We start from the raw sequence: 25,042 nt of genomic DNA on the forward strand, positions 1-25,042 counted from the left end.
GTGCCGGCGCGGGGAGCTCAGCCGGAGACGTCCAGCGATACGGACGGGTCGGCGAAGCGCTCGTTCGGGACGGTCGCGTACCAGCCGGGCCGGCCGGGGTCGCGGTCGTACGGGTAGCCGCCGGTCTCCTTGTACAGCTCGGCGTAGCGGGCGACCCGCTCCCTGTCCAGCCGCACGCCGAGCCCCGGCCCGGACGGCACCGCGATGGCGCCGTCCCGGTACGCCAGCTTGCCGCCCTCGATCACGTCGTCGCGCAGCTGGTGGTAGTGCGCGTCGGCCGCGTACGTGAGGTTCGGCAGCACGGCGCCGAGGTGCAGCATGGTGGCGAGCTGGACCCCCAGTTCCCCCGACGAGTGGACGGCCACCCCCAGCTGGAACGTCTCGCACACGCCCGCCGCCTTCACGCACGGCCGGACGCCGCCCCAGAACGTCGTGTCGAGCAGCACGACGTCGGCGGCCCTGCGCAGCACGTTGGAGGCGAGCTGCTCGAAGTTGACCACGACGGTGTTGGTGGCGAGCGGCACGTTGACGCGTTCGCGCACCGCCCTGAGCCCTTCGAGGCCCCAGACGGGGTCCTCCAGGTAGTCGTTGTCCAGTGCCTCGATGGCCTTGCCGAAGCGCAGGCCCTCGGCGACCGACAGCACGGCGTTCGGGTCGTAGCGCAGCCGGTCGCCGGGGAAGGCGGCGGCGAGCGCCCGGTAGCACTCCAGCTCGTAGTCCGGCGGGAACACGCCGCCCTTGAGCTTGTGGACGGTGAACCCGTGCGCCGCCTTCAGCTCGCCCGCGTGGGCGACGAGCTGGTCGGGCGTGCGGATCTCGCCGTGGCCGTCGGAGGCGTACCGGAAGAACAGGTACGACGCGAACGGCACGGCGTCGCGCAGCCGCCCGCCCAGCAGGTCGCAGACGGGCACGCCGAGGTGCCGTCCGACGAGGTCGAGGCAGGCGAACTCCAGGGCGGCGAGGAGCTGGGTGCGGTTGTTGTAGAGGGAGGCGGTCGGGTTGGCGATCTTGAAGCGCAGCGCCTCCACCTGGAACGGGTCGTGCCCCTTCAGGTACGGCAGGAGCGCGCGGAACGCCGCCTCGGCGCTCTCGCCGCCGCCGCCCATCTCCCCCAGGCCGACCAGCCCGTTGTCGGTCTCGACCTCCACGAGGGTGCGGACGAAGCGGCCCCAGTGGGCGCCGTTGCTGTGCCGCAGCGGCGCCTCCAGCGGGACGGCGACCGTGGTGGCCCGGATGTCCACGATCTTCACGCGCACGTCCCCCAGACGGCGGCCACGCCGCAGGCGGGCAGCCGCACCTCGACCGTTTCGCCCTCGACGTCCAGTGGTTCCATGTCGTGGTCGAGCCCGGCGCTGACGCGGGCGGCGAGCAGCCCAGGCACCCGCACCCTGACCCGCACCGGATCGGCGGCGAGCGAGCGCAGCCGCACCACGCGCTCGTCGCCCGCCCTGCCGATCGAGGTGACGAGCACGTCGGGGTGGTCCACCGAGGCATACGTGGCGCTCTCGGGGCCGCCGGTGACGAGGGCGGCGACGAACGGCTCGGTCAGCCCCGCCGCGGCCAGCTCGCCGAGCCGCCGCCCCGGCGCCCCTGCGGCCGAGGCGACGGCGTAGCGGAACGTCGTCTCGCCCTGCTGCTGCGCGGGGAAGTTGGTGTCCCAGATGTTGTTGAGCGCCCACGAGTAGACGGTGCCCGGCTCCTCGTCGAGCGTCGGCGGGAACGGCGCGTACGGCATGTGGATGGTGCCGAGCTGCACGAGCGGCGCCTCCAGCGTCGCCCAGGCGACGGTCAGCTCGGGGTCCTCGAACGCGATCCAGTGCCTGATGGGCAGCATGTACTCCGCCGACCCCGGCACCCTCGGCACGCCGGGGCCGCCCACGCCGCCCGTCAGCTCCCAGGCGGTCGCCGCCCCGGCCGCGAACGGGAACGCGAGGAACACCGCCTCCTTGGCCGGCGTGCCCTGCTTGGCCAGCCGGTACGTGAGGTCCAGCCGGGGCACGCCGCGCCGCAGCTCCAGCGTGACCCGCAGCCAGTCGACGCCCTTGCCGCGCAGCTCCACGACCAGCTCCTCGCCGACGGCCGTGCGGCGCGCCCTCACGACGGTGGCGTTCCTGCCGATGTCGCGGTCGCCCAGCAGGGTGCGGTCGTGCGCGCCGACGTGGCCCGACAGGTGGTTGAAGTGCGGCGCGGTGGCGTACCTGTCGTGGACGTACTGGCCGAAGCCGGCGGCGGCGTCGGCGTTGACCAGCTCGCGCCCGGCCGCCTTGTCGAAGACGGAGCTGACGTAGCCCTCCCTGACGTCGAAGGCCACCCGGTAGAACTCGTTCTCGATGACGGCGTCCCCGCCGAGCGCGGCGGGCTCGGGCGCCTGCTCCCGCCCCGGGACGACGTCCAGCCGGACGTGCCCCACCCCCGGCACGTCCCGCAGCACCGCCTCGACGTGCCTGCCGATCGGCCTGGTCGGCCACTCGTCGGGGTCGACGACCTCCTCGTGGTGCGGCACGGTCTCGCCGGTGCGGGTGTCGACCAGCGCGATCGGCACGTCCAGGGCCACGACGTCCCTCGGCAGGAAGGCCCGCACGACGTCGGTGCGCGCGGCCGTGCCCGGGTTGAAGACGGCGAACGACGCCAGGGCGTCACCCGCCGGCCCCGACTCCGAGAGGGCCGCCGCGAACCTGCGGGCCGCCGCGTGCAGCAGGTCGGCGGCGTCGTCCTGCGCCTGGTAGGCGCCCGACGACTTGCGCGTCCACTGCAGGCCGCCCGAGTCGCCCGCCTCCTCGGCGTCCTCCCACGGGTTGGCCGCGCCCCAGGTGTGCTCGTTGAACAGCGCCACCTTGTCGTACGCCGCCTCGACCGCCTCCGAGGCGTCCACCCCGGCGATCGCGTACAGCGTCTCGGCGGCGCGCAGCGCCGACTGCGCCCTGCGGACGTAGCCGAGCGGGCGGGCGCCCGAGCCGAGCCCGTCGGCCCACCAGTCGGTCCAGTCGCCCTCGTGCACGGCCAGCCGGTCGAGGTGGCGCTCCTCGACGTGCTCGAAGAAGTCGCTGTTCACGGCCGAGCGCAGGCGCGGGTAGGCCCACCGCTCGTTCCAGCGGCGCGCGATCGAGGCGGGCACGATCGACGGGCCCGCGTTGTCGGCGTGCGCTCCCTGCACCCGCAGGTGCAGCACGTCCAGCTCGTACGGCTCGCGCGGCGCGTCCGGGCCCTGCCAGCCGAACGTGCCCGGCCCGTACGGGTAGCCGCGCGTCGCCAGCGCCGACAGGTAGCGCGGCAGCAGGTCCTCGGCCAGCTCGTACGAGTCGGTCAGCCCGACCGTGTTGCCCTCCATGTACGCCATGCCGTGCGGCGTGTCGGTGAACCACACCAGCAGCTCGTTCCCGCTGGGCGCCCGCCAGCGGAACGGCCGGGTCAGCTTCTCGCCGCCGTGCAGGTACGGCACGGACCGTCCGGCCCAGTTGTGCGCGGCGGCCAGGTAGCGGACCCCGGCCGCGCCGAGCGCGTCGACCAGGCCGACGACGGCGCCCGGCACGTCGGTGTGCATGGCGGACCTGGTGGCGAAGCCGTACCGGCGCCGCAGCCGGGTGGTGAAGCGGAGCTGGCGGTAGAGCTCCTCGGTGGAGCACGCCTCGGTGTGGAGCTGGAACGGCAGCGCCGTCACCTCGATGGCGCCTTCGCGGGCGTGCGCCGCGAACGACTCCACCTGGTCGGCGGGCCGCGCGTCCAGCCACCTCAGCGCCGGCATGGACGACTCGACGGTCCAGCGGAACCGCGCGTCGTCCGGCCAGGACGCGGTCTCCTCGGCCAGGCGCAGCGCCGCGTCGAGGTAGTCGAGGTGGTGGCGCAGCACCGTGCCCTGCGGGTCGGTGTAGCCGATGTCGAGGTGCGAGTGGTGGACGACGAACACCGTCCACCTGCGCTGCGGTGTGACCGTGACCCTGGCGGTGCCGACGACGCCCGCGTCGTCGCGCGACTCCAGCGTGTAGACGCGCGGCGCGTCGTGCTCGGGCACGAGCAGCGTCACGTCGGAGCCGGTGGCGCTGTCGGCGTCCACGAGGACGTGGGTCAGCGGCTCGGTGCTGGTCACGCGTACCGCCTGCCGGCCGTCGTGCGTGAACAGCGGGAGCACCGACACGCGCACCTCCAGCCCGCGCAGGCTGATCACGGGGGTCGAGGTGCCGTCGCGCAGCGCCTGCCTGATCCCGTCGTAGTCGGGGCTCCCCAGGCTCCGCTGGAGCAACCGGCTGGTCATTCACACACTCCCTAGGGACAGGCCTCGGGCGAAGAGGCGCTGGGTGGCGAGGAAGAGGACGACTGTCGGCAGCGACACCACCAGGCCGGCGGCCAGGCCGACCGGGACGGGGGTGCCCGCGTACACGTCGGTCATCAGGCCGGCGAGCGCGGTCATGACCGGCCGCACGGTCTCGGTCCGGGTGAGCGCCAGACCGAAGATCAGGTCGTTCCAGACGAAGGTGAACTCCAGGATGAAGACCGCGGCGAGCGCGCTGAGCGACAGCGGCAGGTAGATGCGCCAGAAGATCCGGAAGGTGGACGCGCCGTCCATGCGGGCCGCCTCGAAGATCGAGAAGGCCACGCCGGTGTAGAAGTTGCGCAGCACGAACGCGGCCAGCGGCACGCTGATCCCCGTGTAGACGAGCACCATGCCGAAGCGGCTGTCGTACAGGCCGGCGTCGCTGTAGCCGACGAACAGCGGCACGAGCAGCATCTGCGAAGGGACGACGGTGCCACCGAAGATCAGCAGGAACCACCGGAACCCGTGGCGCAGCCGCAGCACGACGATGGCGTACCCGGCCAGGGCGCCGATGACGACGGCGAGCAGGGGCGAGACGACGCCGTAGAGCGCGGTGCTCGCCAGGCTGTCGGCCAGCCGCGCGCCCTCCAGCGCCCGCGCGAAGTTGCGGAACAGCGCGAACTCGCCCGAGGGCGCCCAGGCCCGCGCCGGGTCGTAGTCGGCCGCGGGCCGCGCGGCGTTGACCACCAGCAGGTACGTGGGCCCGAGCCAGACCAGCCCGAGCAGCACGAGCACGGCACGCCTGATCACCGCACCTGCCTCCTCAGGTAGAGGTAGGACGCGAGGCCCGTGACGACGGTCAGCAGCACCGCCACGGCCGAGCCGTAGCCGTACTCACTGGCGACGAACGTGTCGCGGTACATCGTCACGGCGAGCGTCTCCGAGTTGCGTCCCGGGCCGCCCTGGGTCATCACCCAGACGATGTCGAACGTCTTCAGGCTCGCCACCAGCGCCAGCCCCACGACGACCGCCGTGAGCGGCGCCATCAGCGGCCAGATGACGTGGCGGAACAGCCGCCAGCCCGACGCGCCGTCGATGCGCGCCGCCTCCACCGGCTCCTTCGGGATCGACTGCAGGCCGACGACGAACAGCAGCGTGTTGACGCCGACCTGCTGCCACGTCCACACAAGGAGCATGGCCAGCGTGTTGTGCGGCGCCACCTGCAGGAACGCGGTGTCGACGCCGAGCAGCCTGTTGGCGATGCCGTCGTGCGACAGGATCGGGCTCCACACGACCGCGAGCCCGGCGCCGCTCAGCGCGTACGGCAGCATGAACGGCAGCCGGAACCAGGCGCCGCCCCTGATGTCGTACGAGAGCACCGCCACCAGCAGGCCCACGCCGACCGGCAGCAGCATCGTGCCCGCCACCCAGATGAGCGTGTTGCGGACGGAGGTGAGCAGCGCCGGGTCGCCGAGCAGCCTGGCGAAGTTTCGCAGGCCCACCCATTCCGGCGACTCCAGCCCGTCGTAGCGGGTGAGGCTCAGGTACGCCGTCCACAGGAACGGCGCGTACAGCAGGCCCGCGACCAGCAGGGCGGCGGGCGCCACGTAGCCGTGCGCGAACCGCCCGAGCAGGGGGCGGCGGGCGCTTCCCGCGCGCCGCCCCGCCGCCCGGTCCGAGCGGTCGCTCAGGACCGCGCTCACTGGTGCGTGCTCCAGTAGTCGTCGGCGGCCTTCTGGATGCCCTCCAGGACCTCCTTGTACGTGCCGGGCTCGGTGACGAACGCGCCGAACCCGTCGAGCGCGGCGGTCAGCACGGGCGGCGGCGTGGCCTCGAAGTAGCGGTTGACCAGGCGGTACGTGCCGCTGCCCGCGTCCTTGGTGACGGCGCCGAGCGCCTGGTCGGCGATGGCCACCTTCGGGTTGGCGCTCACGTCGCCCCTGGTGGTGGCCCACTTCTCCTGCGCCTGGGCGGTGGTCCACCACTTCAGGTACCTCATGCTCGCGTCCGGGTCGGCCGCCTCGGCGAGCGCGCAGAGCGGCCCGCTCTCGAAGATCATGGACGTCTTGGGCAGCGCCGGGTTGACGTTGGGGATGACGAAGAAGCCGTAGTCGGCGCCCGCCTTCATCTCGCGCTGCGTCATGCTCGTGTTGAACCAGGTGCCGAACGACACCATGGCGGCCTTGCCGTTCTTCAGCACGTCGCCGGGGTCGGTCTTGTCGCCGGGGTTGATGAAGTAGCCGGCGTCGATGAGGGCCTTCCACCGCTCCATCACCGCCACCACGCCGGGGTCGGTGTACTTGGCCTTGCCGGTGGACAGCCGGTCGTACAGGTCGGGGTCGGTGCCGGCCATGAGCTGCTCGAACCAGACGAACGAGAACAGCACGCTGGTGTGGTAGAACGCCTTCACGCCGTTCTTCTTCAGCGTCTCGGCGATGCCGACCAGGTCGTCCCAGGTGGCGGGCGGCTTCAGTCCGTACCTGTCGAAGATCTTCTTGTTGTAGAACATGCCCCAGTAGGCGACGTTCAGCGGCACGCAGTACTGCTTGCCGCCGACGGTGTAGTACGGCGCGAGGTCCTGCGACAGGTCGCCCGCCTTGATCGCCTCCTGCCAGACGGCCGTGGTGTCGGCCACCTGCCGCTGCTTGACGATCTCCTCCAGCATCCCCCCGGTCTGCCAGGTGAACAGGTCGGGCTTGACGTCCGTGCGGAACGACGCCTTGACGAACGCCTGGTACTGCGCGGAGTCGGTGTAGCCTGACGGCTTCATGCCGAGGCCGATGGCCTGCCTGGACAGGGCGCCCATCTCCTCGAAGTACTTGCTCCAGGCGCCCTTGTCGTTGTACAGCGTCAACTCGGTCTTCTTCTTCGGCTCCGCGGCGTCGTTCGCGCCGCAGGCGGCCAGGACGAGCGCCGCCACGCCGAGCGTGGCCACACGTGACCGGAACATGGGCCGGCCTCCTCGTTCTCACTCGGGGGGTTGCAACCTGTGCTCGATGACCGTCTTCACCTCGACCAGGTGGGCCCGCATGCGCTCCTCGGCCGCCGAGAGGTCGCGCGCCTCGATGGCCTGCAGGATCGCCAGGTGCTCCTCGTAGTCGCGGCGCCGGTCGTCGAAGATCTGGAGGATCTCCCGCTGTTCGGGAGCGTGGACGGTGAGCAGCGAGTCGACGACCTGGTGCAGGACGCCGTTGCCCGCGGCGCGGGCGGTCTCGCCGTGGAAGGCCATGTTCGCGTCGTGCAGCTCGGCGTCCTCGCCGCGCAGGTGGGTGCCCGCCTCGGCGAGCACCCGCCGCAGCGCCGCCAGTTCCTCGCCGGAGGCGTGGCGCGCCGCCATGGCGGCGAGCGGCGGCTCGATGACGATGCGGGCGCCGAGCAGTTCCAGGAGCTGGGCGGCGCGCATCTCGCGCATGTTGGGGTTGGGCAGGACGACGCGCTCGATGTCGGCGCCGACGTAGATGCCGGAGCCGTGCCGCAGCTCGATCGCGCCGGTGGCCTCCAGCCTGCGCAGCGCCTCGCGCAGGGTCGGGGTGGTGACGGCGAAGCGCTGCGACAGCTCCCTCGTCGAGGGCAGCCTGTCGCCGGGCCGGTGCCCTCCCGTACGGATGAGCTCCAGCATGCGCTCGGTCAGCGCGTCGGAGAGCGTGGGCCGCGAAACCTCGGACATATCAAGTGATCTAATCACTTCTCGGCACGGGAGTCCATGGTCGTTCCCGCCGGAGACGCGGCGAGGCGCCCGGCGACGAGCCGGGCGCCTCAGAGATCGCGGGGGACGGTCAGGAGCAGGTGACCTTGTAGGACACCTGGTCGGAGAACATCGTCGTCGGGCTCAGCACCTCCACCCAGCCGGTGCTCTTCACCGTGGACTTCTGCGGGTGGTACGTCACCGTGGCGGTCCTCGTCAGCGGGCCGCCCTCGGGGAACGAGAGCTCCTCCACGCCGCTTCCCGTGCTGTTGTCGTAGAACCAGACGTACCGGACCGGCTCCTTCAACGGGGCGGAGACGGTGATGGTGACGCTGAAGGTCAACGTCGTCGGGCAGGCGCCCTGGTAGTCGTCGGGCGTGACCTTGCCCTCGACCGCGACGACGGTGCCGCCCGCGTCCACCGGCGGCTTGCCGTCGCAGATCACGGAGACCTCGGCCGGCTTGCTCTTCACCACGCCGGACGCCGTCGTCACCTCCAGCCAGGCCGAACCGACCTTGCTGAAGCGCACCGGCCAGGTGTACCTGAGCGTCTGGTCCTCCAGGAGCGTCACGTCCTGCGCCCGGGTGTAGCCGCCGTCGGCCCAGCGCCAGCGGTAGGACGCCTCCGTCCCCGCGGGGGCCTTGACCCTGACCGCGGCCGTCGCCCAGTACGGGTTGCCGGTCATGGCGCAGGGGGCGTTCTGCGGGCTGTACATGCTGACGGCGGTGTCGCCCAGCTCGACGTCGGCGCCGCAGGTGATGGTGAACGCCACCGGCACCGTCGTGGCCGCGTTCGGGGTGAGCACCTGGAGCCTGGCCGAGCCGCGCGGCAGTTTCGCCGGTTCCGCCACCTTCCAGACCATGGCGATGCTCGCGGTGAGGTCGCCCGCCTTCAGCTCGATCTCGCCGGGCACCTTCACGCCGTCGCTCCTGACCCACTGGTACGTCACCCTGGTCGGCTTGGTGACGGCCAGCTCGGCCTGGAACCCGAACTCCAGCGGCCCGGCGCAGGGGCCCTGGTAGGAGTCGGGCATGACGCGCGGGCTCGTGACGGCGGCCCGCGCCGGGTCCTCCTGCGGCGGCCGGCTGCAGGTCACCTGGTAGGCGACGCTGTTCGACCGGTGGATCACCCGGCCGGCCGCGTCGAGCACCTCCAGGTGCCTGGTGCCGGAAGCGCTCGCCAGGAACGTACGGGTCGAGGTGACCCGGGTGCCCGACAGCAGCCGCTCGGCCGGCTGCGGCCCGCCGTCGCTGTCCACCCAGCGGTAGCGCACGGCCCCGCCCTTGATCGTGCCGGTGAACGTCACCCGGTGCCCCGGCAGCGGGCAGGCGCCCTCGTACCGCTCGGGGGCGGCGACGTACGCGCTGACCCGCTCCCCGGCGCCGGGCTGCGACGTCGTCACCTTGCCCGGCGTGAGGCAGGTGACGGCGAAGCGGGCCCTCGCCGACGTCGTCCTGCGCGGGCTCAGCACCTGTACGGCCTGCCAGCCCGAGGTGCTGGAGCCGAACGTCCGGACGTCGCGCAGCAGCACGGCGCCGCCCTTCACGCCCACGGTCCTGACCGGGCCCTTGCCGCCGTCGCCACGCACCCAGCGGTAGGTGATCCGGGTCGCGCCGCGCACCGACACGCGGGCCACGAACTCGGTCGTCGCGGGGCAACCGCCCTCGTACTGCGCGGGCAGCGCCCGCGGTCTCTCCACCTTCACGGCGACGGCTCCGCTCGCCCCCCAGGCGGGGGCGGCGAGCACGCCCGTGGCCATCACGAGGGCGGCCAGCGCCGTCCCCATCGTCCTCAACACGCGCACTCCAGTTTTTCGCCGCAGCGTCTTCCCGCCGCCTTGGAACGCGCTTGGAGAACCTTGTGATCTTGGAGTTTCCCCCCGCCACTGAGCGCCGCTCAGCGGGCGAGGAGGCCGCGCAGCTGCTCAATCTGGGCGTCCCTGGACGCCCGCACCCGCTCCGCCCACGCCTTGACCTCGGGGTTGGCGCCGCCGGACAGCTCGGTCCCCGCCATGCGGACCGCGTCGCCCTGGTGGGAGATCAGCAGGGTCGCCAGGTCGCGGTCGAAGGAGCGCGACCGCTTCAGCGCCCTGATCTTCGTGGCGTCGGTCTCCGGCATGCCGCCGTGGTGGTCGTGGGCGCCGGAGGGCGCGGTGAGCGGCTGGCCCCAGGCGTGCAGCCAGCGCAGCATCATCTCGACCTCGTCCTGCTGGGTGGCCTGTACGGCCGCGGTCAGCGTCCTGAGCTCGGGCGAGGCCGCCTTGGACGCGCCGAGCGCGGCCAGGGCGATGCCCTGCCGGTGGTGCTGGACCATCATCTGGACGAACATCACGTCCTCGGCGTTGAGCGGCGCCTCCGGCTCACGCCCGCACGCGGCGAGCGCCAGCAGCAGCGCCAGGGTCACGACCAGCAGTCGTCTCACCGGAACCCCCGGGGACCGTCGCCATTAAAAAGGAAAGCTTCCTAAGCGTTACGCGAATCGCGGGGTCGCGCAAGCCTCCGGCGACTCCCGTCCGGTCAGGGCGCCGGCGCGGCTCCGAGCCTGCGCAGCAGCGACGCGCTCGCGCGTTCCAGGTGGCGCAGCCCCAGGGCCCGGTGCACGTCGCGGGCCGACCTGGCGTGCGCGCGCGCCCCCTCCACATCCCCCGTACGGTGCAGGAGCATCGCCACGACGTCGTGCAGCGTCCCCCACGAGACGCAGCCCGTGCCCATCGTCACGAACTCGTGGGCGATGGGCAGCAGGTCGGCCAGCAGGTCCTCCGGGTCCGGACGGCCCAGCATGGCCGACACCAGCCCCCACTGCCAGGCCACGAACTGCCACGTCCAGTCGCGCGGCATCGCCACGCCCCAGCGGTCCATCAGCCGGTGCGCCAGCGCGTGGTCCCCCGACTCCGCGGCGGCGAGGACGGCCGTCGGCCGCAGCGGCAGGTTCGACTCGTCCGCCCCGCACTCGACCAGCTCGGGCAGCAGCGGGCTGCGCAGCCCCCTGCCCCTGTCGATGAAGAACCCGCCGATGAGCTTCAACGCGTCCGCGCCCCACAGGCTGGTACGGCTGTAGCTGCCGGCGGCCCGCGCCGCGAGCCGCTCCGCCTCCGCCCAGTCGCCCGCCAGCACCGCACGCCCCGTCGCCGCGAACCCGACCTGCGTCTCGAACTCGGGCATGCGCACCTCCGCCGTCATGCGCAGGCAGCGGGCCAGCTCGGCGTCGTACTCGGCGAGCCGCCCCCACTTGAGCAGCCCCGGCATCCGATGCATGCGGGCGATCAGCTCGGTGGCGCGCGGCAGCCCCGGCAGGGTGAGGATCTCCTCGGCCGCCCGGTGCCGCTCCTCGTCGCGCTCCGGCATCTGCGACGCGATGAGGAAGTTGTTCAGCGTGCGGGCCAGCAGCCGCGGGTCGCCCAGCCCCCTCGCCAGCTCCACCGCCCGCAGCGCGTGCCGCCGCCCCTCCTCGCGGCGCTCCCCGTAGTACAGCTCCACGCCGAGCGTGCCCAGCAGCTCCGCCCGGGTCGCCACCGCCACGGGGTCGAGCCGGGCGAGCTGGTCCTCCAGCACGCTCACCATGCGCTGGTCCACCACGCCGTACGAGCGCCAGTTCCACAGCGTGATGCCGCCGAAGACGCTCGCCGCCTCGATGACCGCGGCGTCGTCGCCGAGCGCGGTCGCCAGCGTGACGGCCTCGTCCAGCACGATCCGCGCGCCCACCACGTCGCCCGTGACCCGCATCGCCCGGCCCAGGCCGATGAGGATCGGGCAGCGGGTGTCGGCGGGCCCCGCGGCGCACGCGTCGAGCGCCTGCTCCCAGTACATGACGGCCTCGTCGTAGGCCAGCCGGGCGCCGGCCTGCCGCGCCGCCTCGACCGCGTACCTGACCGCCCTGTCCGCGTACCCGGCGCGGGCGGCCAGCCCGAAGTGGTGCGCCAGGGCGGGCAGCCGCGCGGCGACCTCGCCGTGGCACAGCGTCTCGACGGCCTCGCCGACGCGGCCGTGGAGCTGCGCCCGCTGCCTGCGGCTCAGCCCCGAGTACAGCGCCTCCTGGACGAGCGCGTGCGAGAAGCGGTAGTCCCACCCGCCCTCGACCTCGACGAGGAGGCCGGTGGCCACGGCCGGTTCGAGCAGCATCATCAGGCGGGTGCCGCCGATGCCCGTGGCCGTCTCCAGGACGTCGGCGTCCACGTCCCTGCCGATGACGGCGGCGGCGCGCAGCAGCGTCTGCGTGTCCTCCGGCAGCCTGGACACCCGCTGGCCGATCACGTCGCGCACGCCGTCGGGCACGGCGAGCCCGGCCACGTCCGCCACCTCGACGCGGTCCCCCGGGTGGGCGCTGGTGAGCAGGCGCAGCAGCTCCCCCAGGAAGAACGGGTTGCCGCCGGTGCGGTCGTGCAGCGCGCGGGCCAGCTCGGGCCCGGCGGCGGACCGGCCGGCGGCCCGCAGGTAGTCGGCGATCTGCTCGGGCGTGAGCGGGGCGACGTTCATCCGCTCGGTGCCGCTCTGCCTGGCCAGCTCGCCCAGCGCCTCGACGAACGGCTGCCTGCCGCCTCCCGGCTCCTGCCGCACCGTGGCGAGCACCAGCAGCGGCACCCGGTGCAGGTCCGCGCCGAGGTGGGTGAGCAGCTTCAGCGACGCCGCGTCGGCCCAGTGCAGGTCCTCCATGACGATCAGCGCGGGCGCGGCGGCGGCCTGCCCGGCCAGGGCGCGGGCGACGGCGTCGTACAGCAGGAAGCGGGCGGTGTCCGGGTCGGCGGAGCCCTCGGCCGCGGGGGCGTCCGAGCCTTCCGACAGGCGGTGGGCGAGCCGCTGCGGCTCGCCGGGCAGCGCCCGCAGCGCCTGGATCCACGGCCAGAACGCGGGGGCGCCGTTGCCGTCGACGCACCGGCTCCACGCCACGTCCACGCCGCGTTCCGCCGCCGTCTCGGCGGCGGCCTCGGCCAGGCGGGTCTTGCCTACGCCCGACTCGCCGCACACGAGGAACACGCCGCCCGCGCCGCGCCCGAGGTCGTCGAGTCGCTCGCCGATCCTGCGCAGGTGCGGCTCGCGCCCGACCAGCACCCTGCCGACCTGCCCGGCACCCGCCTGCCCGGTGCCCATCTGACCGGCGCCGGTCTGACCGGCGGTGGTCTGACCAGCGGCGGGCTGTCGCGCGGGCGGCTCCTCCGGGCGGGGCACGCCCGCCGGCCACGGCCCCGGCAGCGACTCGTCCTGGTGCAGGACGGCCTGTTCCAGCCTGCGCAGCTCGGGGCCCGGCGCGAGGCCCAGCTCGTCGGCGAGCAGCGCGCGGCAGCGCTGGTACGCGGTCAGCGCCTCGGCCTGCCTGCCGTCGCGGTACAGCGCCCGCATCAGCAGCCCCCACAGGCCCTCCCGGTACGGGTCACGCGCGAGCAGCTGCTCCGCCTCGGCGGCGGCCTCGGCCGCCCGGCCCAGCGCCAGCCACGCCTCGGCCCGCGCCGTCAGCGCCGACACGCGCACGCCGCCCAGCCTGGCGATCGTGGACTTGGCGAACGGCTCGTCGGACAGGTCGGCCAGCGGCTCGCCGCGCCACTCCGCGAGGGCGGGCGCGAGGAGCCGCTCGGCCCCTGCCGGGTCGCCCGCCGCGAGCGCGGCCTGCGCCGCCTCCGCGGCCCGCTCGAACCGGTGGGCGTCCACCTGACCGGGTTCGACGTCGAGCAGGTAGCCCGGCTCCCTCGTCCGCAGGACCCGCGCGGGCGTGCGGGGGCTGCGGTGCGGCTCCAGCGTCTTGCGCAGGTGTGAGATGTACGCCTGGAGCGTTCCAGTGGCGCTGGACGGCGGCTCGTCGGCCCACAGCCGGTCGATGAGCTGGTCGAGCGGCACGACGTGCGGGGCGTTCAGCACCAGCAGCGCCAGCACGGCGCGCTGTTTGCGTGATCCCAGGTCGAGCGCGGCCCCGCCGGGGCCCAGCACTTCGAGCGTGCCGAGGATGCGGAAGTCCAGGAGGGGCGCCGTCGGCCCGGCTCGGCCGCCGGGGTCCGGCGCCGGAACCCGCGTCTCGTCGGCACTCGCCCGCATCACAACTCCCGAACGAGCCAAACAGCCCTATGCCGGATATTCGGCACATCATACTCAGATGCCGCATGACTGGTAACGGTGAATCCGGCCCTTTCCAGCAGGCCGGCGAGGCCGCCGTCGCCGGGGTCGGCGCGGCAGCGCAGCGCGCGCACGCCGTCCGCCCGCAGCTCGGTCAGGAGGTCGGCGAGCAGCCGCCGCCCGAGCCCGCGCCTCCTGTGGCCCGGCTCCACCGCCAGCGCGCGCAGCAGCGCCGACCGGCCCGACGCCGGCTCCCCCACCTCCACCAGCGCTCCCGCCACCGGCGGCGCCGCCGCCGGCGCGGCGACGTCGGCCAGCACGTACAGCCGGCACCTGGCCGCCGGCGCCTCGCGCAGCGCCACCAGCAGCGGAGACCTGAGCAGTGCCGGGGCCGCCCCCAGGTGAGCGGGCACCTCGCGCAGCAGCAGCGTGCTCGATCCGGGCTCCCGCCGGGGGTCCGGATCGGATGACCTTGGCATCGCCCCAGCGTGCGACCCCCCTCTTGGGCCCCGCTAGGAACCCGCTTGGACGGCCTGGAACCGCGCTGCAGCGACGCCCAAGCGCCGGATGCGACAACTGACCGCATGGACAACACCATGAACACCCCGATCTCCCCCCTCGACGTGCTGCGCGGCGAGGTCGCGGGCGCCGTCCTCGCGCCCGGGGAGGCCGGGTTCGAGGAGGAGGCCGCCGGATTCAACCTCGCCGTACGGCACCGGCCCGCCCTGATCGTCGCCGCCGCCCGCGCCGAGGACGTGGCCGCCGCCGTCCGGTACGCCCGCGCCCACGGGCTGCCGGTCGCCGTCCAGGCCACCGGGCACGGCGCCGTCCAGGCGGCCGACGGGGCGCTGCTCGTCAGCACGCGCGCCATGCGCGACGTCGGCGTCGACCCGACGGGCCGCACCGCGACCGTCGCCGCCGGCTGCGTCTGGTCGGACGTCATCGCGGCCGCCGCGCCGTACGGGCTGGCCCCGCTGTGCGGGGCGGCGACCGGCGTCGGCGTCGTCGGCTTCACGCTGGGCGGCGGCATCGGCCCGATCTCCAGGACGTTCGGCTTCGCCGCCGACCACGTCCGCCGCATCACCGTGGTGACCGGCGACGGCGTGACGCGCACCGTGGACGCGGCGACCGAGCCCGACCTGTTCTGGGCGCTGCGCGGCGGCAAGGGCGGCTTCGGCGTCGTCACCTCGATCACCGTGGACCTGCTCCCCCTGACCCAGCTCTACGCCGGCGGGCTCTACTACGCCGCCGAGGACGCCGCGCCGGTGCTGCACGCCTACCGCGAGTGGGCGGCCACGCTGCCCGAGTCGGTCACGACCTCGGTGGCGATGCTGCGCCTGCCTCCGCTGCCCGAGCTGCCCCCGCAGCTGCGCGGCCGCTTCACCGTGCACCTGCGCTTCGCCCACGTCGGCGCCGCCCAGGAGGGCGAGGCCCTGCTCGCGCCCATGCGAGCCGTGGCCGAGCCCGTCCTCGACGCCGTCGGGACGATCCCGTACGCGGCGGTCGACTCCATCCACCGCGACCCCGTGGACCCGCTGCCGGTGACCGCCGAGCACGGCATGCTCCTGCGCGACCTGACCGCCGAGACCGTGGACGCGCTGCTCGCCGCCGCCGGGCCGCAGGCGCAGGTGCCGCTCGCCATGGTGGAGCTGCGCCAGCTCGGCGGCGCCCTGGCCCGCGAGCCGAAGGAGCCGAACGCCGTCGGCGGGCGCGACGGGGCGTTCTCCCTGCTGGTGCTGGGCGCGCCCGTGCCCGAGCTGATGGAGACCGCCGTCCCCGCCGCCGTGCGGGCGGTGGCCGACGCGGCCGCCCCCTGGTGGACGGGCGGGGCGCTGCTGAACTTCCAGGGCGGCGCGCTCGCCCCCCAGCGGATCGCCCGCGTCTGGCAGGAGGAGACGCTGGTGCGGCTGTCCAGGCTGCGCGACGTCTACGACCCGGCGGACCTGTTCCGCTTCGGCCACGTCGTGCCGCGCCTGCCGCAGGTCACCCGGTCGCACTGAACGCGCGGCTCGCGGAGCGGGGAGTGGTCATCGGGCGCGGCTTCGTCGGACACTACATGACAGGTCCCGACAGCCCCGGCCCCGGCCGGGGCCACGACAGGAGCACGCACGTGGACACCGACACCGCCCTCGCCTGGGTACGCGCCATCGCCGAGTCCGTCGCCGCGCACGCCGACCAGCTCACGCGGCTCGACGCGGCGATCGGCGACGCCGACCACGGCATCAACATGCGGCGCGGCTTCACCGCCGTCGTCGCCGCCCTGGACGCCGCGCGGTGGAGCACGGTCGGCGAGGTGCTGACGAAGACGGGGACGACGCTGGTGTCGACCGTCGGCGGCGCGTCCGGCCCCCTGTACGGCTCGGCGTTCCGCGCGGCGGGCAAGGCGCTCGCCTCCCCCGAGGTCAGCCCCGAGGAGCTGCTCGCCGGCCTCACCGCCGGCCTGGAGGCCGTGCAGCGCCTCGGCACGGCCGAGCCCGGCGACAAGACGATCGTCGACGCCTACCGCCCGGCCCTGGACGCGTTCGAGGCGGCGCTGCGCGACGGCGCCGACCTGGCGGGCGCGGCGCGGGCGGCGGCCGACGGCGCCGAGGCGGGCATGCGGGACACGACCCCGATGGTGGCCCGCAAGGGCCGCGCCTCCTACCTGGGCCCCCGCAGCCAGGGACACCAGGACCCGGGGGCGACGTCCACGGCGCTCATCTTCCGCGCCCTGGCGGAGGTGGCGGACCGGTGACCTCGGAGCCTGCGGAGGCGACCGGGCGCGTTCCCCGCCCGCCGGACGCCGCCCGCGCGAGCCGCCTGCCGAGGCGCTGCGCGGGCGCCTCGATCAGCCGGTGCGTCAGGTACGCGAGCGGCACCAGCACCGCGAAGAACACTGGCAGGCTGGGGGCCAGGCGCAGCAGCAGCGGGTGCAGCAGGTAGAGCGAGAAGCTGATCACGCCCAGGTGGGCGAGCCACCGGGGGAACCTCCTGCGCCGCAGCGCGAACGCCCCGGCGAAGCAGGCGGCGGCCAGCAGCAGGGCGGGGGCCCAACCGGGATCGTCCTTGGCGGGCGCGCCGCAGACCAGCACGGCGAGCACGGCCACGACGGCGGTGCGCCACCTGATCACGCCCTGCTCCGCGCGGTGCACGGCGGTGCCGGCGAACATCGCCGCGAGGATCGTCAGCCCCTGCCAGGCGCCGATCCTGCTGCCGAGCACCACCAGCGCCAGGCCGAGCAGCCCGCCCGCGACGGCGGCGACCCGGCCGGCCGTGCCGCGCGCCAGCGCCGACGCGGCGATCGCCGCGAGCACCGCCACGCCGAGGAGCACGGCGAGGACGTCCCCGTTGACCACCGCCCTCGGCAGCAGCGGCCCGAGCGGGACGGCGGCCACCGCCAGCGCGACAGCCACCCCGGCCGACCTGCGTTCCTGCCCGACCGCGAACAGCCCGGCCGTCATCAGGTAGAACGCCAGCTCGTACGACAGGGTCCACATGACGCCGATGACGGCGGGGACGCCGAGGAGCTCCTGCAGCATCGTCAGGTTGCCGAAGGCGACGACCGCGGGCGGGCGCCGGGCGAGGCCCGGGTTCGGGTCGAACGCGCCGTACGCGGCCAGCAGGAGCGCCAGGGCGAGCGCGGCGGCCAGCAGGGGCAGCAGGCGGAAGGCGCGGCCGGTCCAGAAGGCGCGCACGTCGCGCCCGCGCTCCAGCGAGGCGGGGATGATGTAGCCGCTGACCAGGAAGAAGACGAACACGCCCCAGGTCCCGACGTCGATCCTGCTGTCGACGTGGGCCCAGACGTCGGGGATGAACGTCCAGGCGGAGTGGTGCAGCGCGACGGCCAGCGCGGCCGGCCCGCGCAGGGCGTCCAGCCAGGCCAGCCGGGAAGCAGTCGGGGCCATCCCGCCTGACCCTATGCGAACGGCTAGGCGGCTCGCCGGTCATCCCCTGCTGTAGGCGGCCTCGCGGAGGGCGTTGTCGAGCGCCCCGCGCGCGGCGTCCGTGACGTTCCTGTCGTACGTGACGACGACGGAGATCCCGTTGTCCCACATCGCGAAGAACGCACTGAACTCCTTCGGCGACGTGTACGGCGAGCGCCAGTCGCCGTGGTGGAACAGGTTGTAGCCGCCGTTGGTGCGGACCACGTACACGCCGAGCGCCGGCGTGGCCCGCTGCGTGCTCGCCTTCGCCCTGATGAACGCGTGCGCCGCCGGGCTGAGCAGCCGGGCCCGCGGATCGAACGCCCTGGCGAACGTCGCGTACTCGACGGCCGAGATCTCCCAGCCGCCGAACGCGCCCATCGCCCGGGTGCCCGGCCCGATCCTCGCGCCCGCCGCCCCGCGCGGAGCGAGCGCCTTCCGCCTGCAGTACGTCTCGTACGGCTCACCGGTGATCGACTGGATGGCCAGGCCGAGCATCGCGTAGTTGATGTTGTTGTAGTGCTCGCCTGAGGGGCCGAGCGGCTTGGACAGGGCCGTTCGGACGAGCGTCCTGTCGGAGGAGGCGGCGTTCGGCACGCCCTTGAGCCCGTCCTGCGTCGGGTCGTAGGTGATGCGGCTGGTGTGCCGTAAGAGCTGCTCGATGGTGATCCCGCCGATGATCCTGGTCCGCCAGCGGCCGACGGCGTACTGGAAGCTGCGCGGCAGCGAGCGCAGCGGCGTGTCGAACCGCAGCCGTCCCTCGTCGATGAGCGACATCACGCACACCGCGGTGATCGCCTTCGACAGCGAGGCCACGTTCCTGGGCGTCTCCGCGGAGATCTGGTTGTAGCCGTACGAGCCGGCCAGCTCGTTGTCGCGCATGACCGCGAGCCCGGCGCTGGTCACGCCGTTGGCGGTCATCCACTTCCTGAGCGCGGCGTTGACGCGGTCCTGGACGTCGGCGGCGCCCGCGGCGGCCGGCGGGGGCGCCCACAGCGCCAGCGCCACCACTCCCGACAGGACCACCGCCACCGCGCGCCTGGCCTCGACGATCAGGGTCATGGCCCCGCCCTCCCGCTCCGCAGGTCTCCTCCAGAGGTACCCCGGGGCGGGGAGGGCGGCAAGGCCCTGGCCGTGTCCGGCAGCGGCCGGCCGTCCTGCCGGCGCGGCGGCTCAGACCAGGCCGAGCGCGAGCATCGCGTCCGCGACGCGCCTGAAGCCGTCGATGTTGGCCCCGGCCACGTAGTCGCCGGGCATGCCGTACTCGTCGGCCGTGGCCAGGCAGCGGGTGTGGATGTCGGTCATGATGTCGCGCAGCCGCTGCTCCGAGTACTCGAAGCTCCACGAGTCGCGGCTGGCGTTCTGCTGCATCTCCAGCGCGCTGGTGGCGACGCCGCCCGCGTTCGCGGCCTTGCCCGGCCCGAACGCGACGCCCGCCTCCTGGAACACCCGGACGCCCTCGGGCGTCGTCGGCATGTTCGCGCCCTCGCCGACGGCCACGCAGCCGCCCCGGACCAGCGTCTCCGCGTCGCGGCCGGTGATCTCGTTCTGCGTGGCCGACGGCATCGCGACCTCGCAGGAGACCTCCCACACGCTGCGTCCGGGGACGAAGACGGCCTCGCCGCCGCGCCGCTTGGCGTAGGAGTCGAGCCGGCCGCGTTCGACCTGCTTGACCTGCTTGAGCAGGGCCACGTCGATGCCGCCCTCGTCCAGGACGTACCCGGAGGAGTCGGAGCAGGCCACGACGACGCCGCCGAGCTGGGCCACCTTCTCGATCGTGTAGATCGCCACGTTGCCCGCGCCGGACACCACGACCCGCTTGCCGTCGAACGACGTGCCGCGTGCCTTGAGCATCTCCTCGACGAAGAACGTGCAGCCGTAGCCGGTGGCCTCGGTGCGGACCTGGGCGCCGCCGTAGCTGAGGCCCTTGCCCGTGATCACGCCGGACTCGTACCGGTTGGTGATGCGCTTGTACTGGCCGAAGAGGAAGCCGACCTCGCGCTGGCCGACGCCGATGTCACCCGCGGGCACGTCGGTGTACTCGCCGATGTGGCGGTAGAGCTCCGTCATGAAGCTCTGGCAGAAGCGCATGACCTCGCGCTCAGAGCGGCCCTTCGGGTCGAAGTCGGAGCCGCCCTTGCCGCCGCCGATCGGCAGCCCGGTCAGGCCGTTCTTGAAGATCTGCTCGAACCCGAGGAACTTGACGATGCCCAGGTAGACCGAGGGGTGGAAGCGCAGCCCGCCCTTGTAAGGGCCCAGTGCGCTGTTGAACTCCACACGGAAGCCCCGGTTGATCTGCACCTCGCCCTGGTCGTCCTCCCACGGCACCCGGAAGATGATCTGCCGTTCCGGCTCGCAGATCCGCTCGATGATCTTCGATTCCGCGTACTCCGGGTGCTTGCCGAGCACCGGCCCGATGCTCTCCAGCACCTCGCGCACGGCCTGGTGGAACTCGATCTCCCCCGGGTTGCGCCGCAGGACGTTGTCATAGATCGCCGACAGCTTCTCGTGCACCGTGCTCCTTCTCACCCACCGGCCCGTGTGGCCTCACCGTCACCCTACGAGTGCGTGAGGAGAGCGCTCCCTCCGGGGGGCGCCGTCAGCCTGTGACGTCGAGTTCGGCGCGCATCCCCGCGGCGTAGTGGCCGGGGAAGTTGCAGATCACCTCGTACTTTCCGGGACGCAGCGTGAGCGTGGTCCAGCCGGCCGAGCCCGGCGCGATGCCCTCGCCCTCGCCCTTGCCGCAGTTCTTCGACGCCTCCCCCACGCTGCCGGTCTCGCTCGCCCGGCTGTCGGAGCCGATCGGACGCCTGCCCACGGTCTGGCCCTGCGCGAGCGGCAGGACGACGGCCTCGTGGGCGAACGTCCCGGTGTTGCGGGCGAGCAGCGACACCTGGCCCGCCTTGACCTTCGCCGGCTTCACGGTCAGCCGCATGGTGTTCCCCGAGTCGGTCAGCGTCACGTCCACCACCTGGCTGGGCAGCGGCGGCGGCGTGCACTCCTGCGCCTGGGCCTGCTGCTGGGCCTGCCCCTGCACCTGCCCCTGCCGGGCCTCGGCCGCGGGCGCCCCCGCCACCGTCGCGGCCAGCATCGCCGCGGCCGCCGTCCCCACCAGCCGTACGTCGTGAAGCCTCATCGGACCCCACCCCCGCAACTGATCGCGTGCGTGCGCCCGCCGCCGGGCGGGCGTCCCTCGTTCCAGGCTAAGGGGAGTGCCCCCGGTGGCCCCCGGCGGTGTCGGCCCTGGTCAGGAGCCTCGGCTGGAGCCCTGGTCAGGAGCCTCGACTGGGGCCCTGGTCAGCCGCCTCCCTCGCGCAGGGACTCCAGGCCGGCGACGAGGGCCGTCAGCCCCAGCTCGAACGCCTCCCTGGCCCGGTCGGGGTGCTCGCCCTTGAGCGCGATGGCCAGGCGCGGCACCGTGTCGCCCTGCGCGGCCGGGTCGATCATGACGGTGGGCGCGACGAGGTCGAGCGCGGAGCCCAGCGTGAACGACTCGATGGCGGTGAACACGGCCACCACCCGGTCGGTGGGCCAGCCGGCCTCCTCCAGCAGCACGACCGCCCGCTCGTACATGGCGAGCGTGAGCGGCGACCTGATCGTGGTGGTGGCGAACAGCCTGATCGTGTTCGGGTGCCTGGCGAAGGCTGCCAGGTAGGAGCGGGCCCAGACGGCGATGGCCTCGCGCCACGGGCCGCGGCCCAGGGCGTCGATGTCGATCTCCATGACGACCAGCTCGCGGACGCCCTCGACGATCTCGTCCCGTCCCGCGACGTGGTTGTAGAGCGACGCGGCCTGCACGCCGAGCCGGGCGGCTAACCGCGTGACCGTCAGCGCCTCGGCGCCCTCCTCGTCGATCAGCCGCAGCGCCTCGGCGAAGATGCGCTCCCTGCTCAGAATCGGCCGCTGCGGCCTGCCCACGAGCTCTCCCTTGTCCCGGTGCCTGAGCACACCATCCCACGCGGGGAGCCGTCGCGGAATTGCCTCTTCCCCTGCGGCGGTGCTGCGGCTATCGTCCTCCCAACAAACTAAAGCACTTAGTTTTTGGAGGGCCCATGTCCCTGGCCCGTAACGCCATCGGCACCGCTGACCTGGTCTTCTTCGTCGTCGCAGCCGCCGCCCCCCTCACCGTCATGGCCGGTGTCGCCCCGTTCGCCATCGGCATCGGCGGCGTCGTCGCCCCCCTGGGATACCTCCTGTCCGGCATCGTCGTGGGACTGTTCGCGGCAGGGTTCACCGCCATGAGCGCCCACGTGCGCAACGCCGGCGCCTTCTACGCCTACATCGGCCGCGGGCTCGGCAAGGTCACCGGGCTGGGCTCCGCGTACGTCGCCGTCATCTCCTACAACCTCATCGGCATCGGCCTCATGGCCGCCTTCGGCGTCTTCGCCAGCTCCACCGTCTCCAGCGTCTTCGGACTCGACGTCCCCTGGCAGGTCTGGACGCTGCTGTGCGTCGCCGCCGTCGGCGTCCTCGGCTACCTGAAGATCACGCTGAGCGCCCGGGTGCTGGGCGTGGCGCTGGTGCTGGAAGTGCTGATCCTGCTCGTGTTCGAAGGCGCCGTGCTGCTGCGCGGCGGCAGCGGGCTGTCGCTGGAGCCGTTCAACCCCGCCGGGCTGCTCTCCGGCGGCGCCGGCGGCATGTTCGTGCTCTCCATCGGCGCCTTCATCGGCTTCGAGGCCACCGCGATCTACGCCGAGGAGGCGCGCGACCCGCGCAGGACAGTCCCCCGCGCCACCTACGCCGCCGTCGCCTTCCTCGCCGTCTTCTACACCTTCACCGTCTGGATGATCATCAGCGCGTACGGCACCGACCAGGCCGTCGCCGTCGCCAACGGCGAGGGCGGCGCCGACATGGTGTTCACCGCGACGTCCAGGCTCGTCGGCACCCTGGCCGCCGACGTCATGCACATCCTCATCGTGACGAGCTGCTTCGCCGCCGCGCTCGCCTTCCACAACGCCTCGACCCGCTACTTCTACGCCCTCGGCCGCGAAGGCGTGCTGCCCCGCCCCCTGGCCAGGATCTCCCGCAACGGCTCCCCCGCCGTGGCCGTGGCCGTGCAGGTCGCCCTCTCGCTCGCCGTCATCGCGGCCGGCATGGCCGCTGGATCCGACCCGTACGACGTCATCTTCCTGTGGACCAACGGCACCGGCATCATCGGCGTGATGGCCCTGCAGGCGCTCGCGGCGCTCGCCGTGGTCGTCTTCTTCAGGAAGGACTCCCGCGGGTACGGCTTCGGCCGCGTCATCGCGGCGCCGTTCGCCGCGTTCCTCGCGCTCGGCGTGATGATCGTCCTGGTGATCAAGAACTTCGACCTGCTCACCGCCGCGTCGCCCGCCGTCAACACGCTGCTCATCCTGCCCGTGCCCGTCGTCTTCGCGATCGGCGCCGCGCTCGCCTGGCGCATCCGCCGCCGCGACTCCGCCCGCTACGCCCTGCTCACCACCATCGACGTGGAGGAGACCGCCCATGCCTGACCTGGTGTTCACCGGAGGCGCCATCTGGACCGGCGCCGAGGTCACCGGCGCGCTCGCGGTCACCGACGGGCGGATCTCCGCCGTCGGCGCCGACGCCCTGCGCCGACCCGGCACCCTGGTGGACCTCGGCGGCGGCTTCCTCATGCCGTCCTTCGGCGACGGCCACGCCCACCCGCTGTTCGGCGGGCTGGAGGCCCAGGGGCCGCAGATCAAGGGGCTGACCACGGTGCCCGACATCGTCGCCGAGGTCGCCAGGTACGCCGCCGAACACCCCGAGCTGGAGTGGATCGCCGGCGGCAGCTACGACCCGTCCCTCGTGCCCGGCGGCGACTTCGACGCCCGCTGGCTCGACGAGGCCGTGCCCGACCGGCCCGTCGCGCTGCGCGCCTACGACTACCACACCGTCTGGTGCAACACCGCCGCGCTCGAACGCGCCGGCATCGGCCCCGGCACGCCCGACCCCGCCATCGGCTGGATCGTCAGGCGCGCCGACGGCAGCCCCCTCGGCACGCTGCGCGAATGGCAGGCGTGCGACCTCGTCCTCGACCTCGTCCCCGGCAAGTCCGCCGACGAACTGGTCGAAGGGCTGGCCGAAGCCGGCAGGACCATGTCCTCCGCCGGCATCACCTGGGTGCAGGACGCCTGGGTGGAACCGCCCATGGTGGACGCCTACCTGGAGGCCGAGCGGCGCGGCGCCCTCGCCTTCCGCGCCAACCTCGCCTTCCGCGCCGACCCGGAGACCTGGCGCGACCAGCGGGCCGAGTTCGCCGCGCTGCGCGAGCGGGTCGCCGGGTCCCGGCTGGTCACCGCCGCCACCGTCAAGTTCTTCGCCGACGGCGTCATCGAGGGCGGCACCGCCGCGATGCTCACCCCGTACGAGGACGCGCCCCACTCCTGCGGCATGCCCGTCTGGGAGCCCGCCGCCCTGGCCGACGCCGTCGCCGCGTTCGACGCCGACGGGTTCCAGGTGCACATCCACGCCATCGGCGACCTCGGCGTACGCGCCTCGCTCGACGCCGTCGAACGCGCCGTCCGCGAGAACCCGGCCAGGGACCGGCGGCCCGTCATCGCCCACACCCAGCTCGTCGACCCGTCCGACCTGCCGCGCTTCGCGGAACTCGGGGTGATCGCGAACTTCGAGCCGCTGTGGGCGCAGCTCGACCCGCTGCAGACCGAGCTGACCATCCCCAGGCTCGGCCCGGAACGCGCCGCCCTGCAGTACCCGATGGGCTCGCTGCTGCGCCTCGGCGCCGCCGTGTCGTTCGGCAGCGACTGGCCGGTCAGCTCGCACGAGCCGCTGCTCGGCATCCGCGTCGCCGCGACCCGCCAGACCCTCGACGGCTCCGGCCCCTGGATCCCCGAGGAGCGGCTGACCGTGGAGCAGGCGCTGCGCGCCCAGACGGCGGGGGTGGCCTACCAGGCGTTCGCCGAGCACCGCTGGGGCACGCTGGCGCCCGGCATGGAGGCCGACCTGGTCTGGCTCGCCGCCGACCCCCGCACCACCGACCCGCTGGACGTGCACCGCATCCCCGTACTCGGCACCTGGCTCTCAGGAACACCCTGAGAACGCCGAACCCTCATCCAGGACCTCGCGACAGCCGACCGACCCTGACGACGGCGGCGGACGCCGGAGCATGGGCCGCCCTTCCCGTACGTGACCGGCAGCGGGCGGTTGCCACCACCGCCCCCGAGGT

General features: G+C 73.5%; 19 protein-coding genes. 4 read left to right on the top strand and 15 right to left on the bottom strand.

The features are described 5' to 3' along the window. Nucleotides 1–17: 17 nt before the first annotated feature. From BMX74_RS32695 to BMX74_RS32740, 10 genes are all read right to left on the bottom strand, one after another. Entirely contained in the window at nt 18–1,250 is a 1,233-nt protein-coding gene (locus BMX74_RS32695) for an enolase C-terminal domain-like protein (protein ID WP_055509515.1), read from the bottom strand. Continuing rightward, nucleotides 1,247–4,249: a glycoside hydrolase family 38 N-terminal domain-containing protein gene (locus tag BMX74_RS32700; RefSeq protein ID WP_055508795.1), complete on the bottom strand. Its 3,003-nt coding sequence runs from the start codon at nt 4,247–4,249 to the stop codon at nt 1,247–1,249. Before BMX74_RS32700 ends, BMX74_RS32695 begins: the two co-directional genes overlap by 4 nt. Then, nucleotides 4,250–5,059 carry a carbohydrate ABC transporter permease gene (locus tag BMX74_RS32705; protein WP_055508794.1) on the bottom strand — a complete coding sequence of 270 codons (810 nt, stop codon included), beginning with the start codon at nt 5,057–5,059 and terminating at the stop codon, nt 4,250–4,252. After that, a complete protein-coding gene (locus tag BMX74_RS32710; RefSeq protein WP_236715112.1) occupies nt 5,056–5,952 on the bottom strand; it encodes a carbohydrate ABC transporter permease in 897 nt (298 codons plus the stop codon). The genes BMX74_RS32705 and BMX74_RS32710 overlap by 4 nt, the downstream gene beginning before the upstream one ends. Further along, a complete protein-coding gene (locus BMX74_RS32715) occupies nt 5,949–7,199 on the bottom strand; it encodes an ABC transporter substrate-binding protein (RefSeq protein WP_055508791.1) in 1,251 nt (416 codons plus the stop codon). Before BMX74_RS32715 ends, BMX74_RS32710 begins: the two co-directional genes overlap by 4 nt. 18 nt (nt 7,200–7,217) lie before the next feature. Further along, complete coding sequence (locus tag BMX74_RS32720) at nt 7,218–7,916, bottom strand: FadR/GntR family transcriptional regulator (protein ID WP_091104429.1); 699 nt, start codon at nt 7,914–7,916, stop codon at nt 7,218–7,220. Nucleotides 7,917–8,025: 109 nt separating this feature from the next. Next, nucleotides 8,026–9,732 (bottom strand): hypothetical protein, encoded by a 1,707-nt coding sequence (locus BMX74_RS32725; protein ID WP_143078841.1) that lies wholly within the window; start codon nt 9,730–9,732, stop codon nt 8,026–8,028. Nucleotides 9,733–9,830: 98 nt separating this feature from the next. Continuing rightward, nucleotides 9,831–10,355, bottom strand: coding sequence for a DUF305 domain-containing protein (locus tag BMX74_RS32730; RefSeq protein WP_063792332.1), 525 nt, complete (start codon nt 10,353–10,355; stop codon nt 9,831–9,833). A gap of 95 nt (nt 10,356–10,450) precedes the next feature. Further along, nucleotides 10,451–13,954, bottom strand: coding sequence for an ATP-binding protein (locus BMX74_RS32735; protein ID WP_091104430.1), 3,504 nt, complete (start codon nt 13,952–13,954; stop codon nt 10,451–10,453). Then, complete coding sequence (locus BMX74_RS32740; protein ID WP_082535588.1) at nt 13,954–14,451, bottom strand: GNAT family N-acetyltransferase; 498 nt, start codon at nt 14,449–14,451, stop codon at nt 13,954–13,956. The genes BMX74_RS32735 and BMX74_RS32740 overlap by 1 nt, the downstream gene beginning before the upstream one ends. A 105-nt stretch (nt 14,452–14,556) precedes the next feature. Here BMX74_RS32740 and BMX74_RS32745 point away from each other — a divergent pair, with 105 nt between their 5' ends. Continuing rightward, nucleotides 14,557–15,972: an FAD-binding oxidoreductase gene (locus BMX74_RS32745; protein WP_091104432.1), complete on the top strand. Its 1,416-nt coding sequence runs from the start codon at nt 14,557–14,559 to the stop codon at nt 15,970–15,972. A gap of 110 nt (nt 15,973–16,082) precedes the next feature. Next, on the top strand, nt 16,083–16,706 hold the full coding sequence (dhaL, locus tag BMX74_RS32750; RefSeq protein ID WP_055509509.1) for a dihydroxyacetone kinase subunit DhaL: 624 nt from the start codon (nt 16,083–16,085) through the stop codon (nt 16,704–16,706). Here dhaL and BMX74_RS32755 read toward each other — a convergent pair. From BMX74_RS32755 to BMX74_RS32775, 5 genes are all read right to left on the bottom strand, one after another. Continuing rightward, on the bottom strand, nt 16,669–17,856 hold the full coding sequence (locus BMX74_RS32755) for an acyltransferase family protein (protein ID WP_063792331.1): 1,188 nt from the start codon (nt 17,854–17,856) through the stop codon (nt 16,669–16,671). The genes dhaL and BMX74_RS32755 overlap by 38 nt on opposite strands. Nucleotides 17,857–17,895: 39 nt before the next feature. Further along, nucleotides 17,896–18,936, bottom strand: coding sequence for a serine hydrolase domain-containing protein (locus tag BMX74_RS32760; RefSeq protein ID WP_091104434.1), 1,041 nt, complete (start codon nt 18,934–18,936; stop codon nt 17,896–17,898). Between the two features lie 111 nt (nt 18,937–19,047). Then, complete coding sequence (gene gdhA / locus BMX74_RS32765; protein WP_055508778.1) at nt 19,048–20,388, bottom strand: NADP-specific glutamate dehydrogenase; 1,341 nt, start codon at nt 20,386–20,388, stop codon at nt 19,048–19,050. A gap of 85 nt (nt 20,389–20,473) precedes the next feature. Next, nucleotides 20,474–21,010, bottom strand: a complete 537-nt coding sequence (locus tag BMX74_RS32770; RefSeq protein ID WP_218154120.1) for a plastocyanin/azurin family copper-binding protein — start codon at nt 21,008–21,010, stop codon at nt 20,474–20,476. A 161-nt stretch (nt 21,011–21,171) separates the two neighbouring features. After that, nucleotides 21,172–21,792 carry a TetR/AcrR family transcriptional regulator gene (locus BMX74_RS32775; protein WP_055509507.1) on the bottom strand — a complete coding sequence of 207 codons (621 nt, stop codon included), beginning with the start codon at nt 21,790–21,792 and terminating at the stop codon, nt 21,172–21,174. A gap of 134 nt (nt 21,793–21,926) precedes the next feature. Between BMX74_RS32775 and BMX74_RS32780 the strand changes: the two genes are divergently transcribed. Continuing rightward, complete coding sequence (locus tag BMX74_RS32780) at nt 21,927–23,348, top strand: APC family permease (protein WP_055508774.1); 1,422 nt, start codon at nt 21,927–21,929, stop codon at nt 23,346–23,348. Next, nucleotides 23,341–24,912: an amidohydrolase gene (locus BMX74_RS32785; protein ID WP_091104435.1), complete on the top strand. Its 1,572-nt coding sequence runs from the start codon at nt 23,341–23,343 to the stop codon at nt 24,910–24,912. Before BMX74_RS32780 ends, BMX74_RS32785 begins: the two co-directional genes overlap by 8 nt. Nucleotides 24,913–25,042 lie beyond the last annotated feature (130 nt).

The sequence above is a fragment of the Nonomuraea pusilla genome (assembly GCF_900109355.1).
Taxonomy (GTDB): domain Bacteria; phylum Actinomycetota; class Actinomycetes; order Streptosporangiales; family Streptosporangiaceae; genus Nonomuraea; species Nonomuraea pusilla.

Bases quoted from the DNA above. Each gene is read 5' to 3' on its own strand.
- BMX74_RS32780 (WP_055508774.1), top strand. From the start codon at position 21,927: ATGTCCCTGGCCCGTAACGCCATCGGCACCGCTGACCTGGTCTTCTTC.
- BMX74_RS32740 (WP_082535588.1), bottom strand. From the start codon at position 14,451: ATGCCAAGGTCATCCGATCCGGACCCCCGGCGGGAGCCCGGATCGAGC.
- BMX74_RS32770 (WP_218154120.1), bottom strand. From the start codon at position 21,010: ATGAGGCTTCACGACGTACGGCTGGTGGGGACGGCGGCCGCGGCGATG.
- BMX74_RS32745 (WP_091104432.1), top strand. From the start codon at position 14,557: ATGGACAACACCATGAACACCCCGATCTCCCCCCTCGACGTGCTGCGC.
- BMX74_RS32760 (WP_091104434.1), bottom strand. From the start codon at position 18,936: ATGACCCTGATCGTCGAGGCCAGGCGCGCGGTGGCGGTGGTCCTGTCG.
- BMX74_RS32700 (WP_055508795.1), bottom strand. From the start codon at position 4,249: ATGACCAGCCGGTTGCTCCAGCGGAGCCTGGGGAGCCCCGACTACGAC.
- BMX74_RS32735 (WP_091104430.1), bottom strand. From the start codon at position 13,954: ATGCGGGCGAGTGCCGACGAGACGCGGGTTCCGGCGCCGGACCCCGGC.
- BMX74_RS32715 (WP_055508791.1), bottom strand. From the start codon at position 7,199: ATGTTCCGGTCACGTGTGGCCACGCTCGGCGTGGCGGCGCTCGTCCTG.
- BMX74_RS32785 (WP_091104435.1), top strand. From the start codon at position 23,341: ATGCCTGACCTGGTGTTCACCGGAGGCGCCATCTGGACCGGCGCCGAG.
- BMX74_RS32720 (WP_091104429.1), bottom strand. From the start codon at position 7,916: ATGTCCGAGGTTTCGCGGCCCACGCTCTCCGACGCGCTGACCGAGCGC.
- BMX74_RS32755 (WP_063792331.1), bottom strand. From the start codon at position 17,856: ATGGCCCCGACTGCTTCCCGGCTGGCCTGGCTGGACGCCCTGCGCGGG.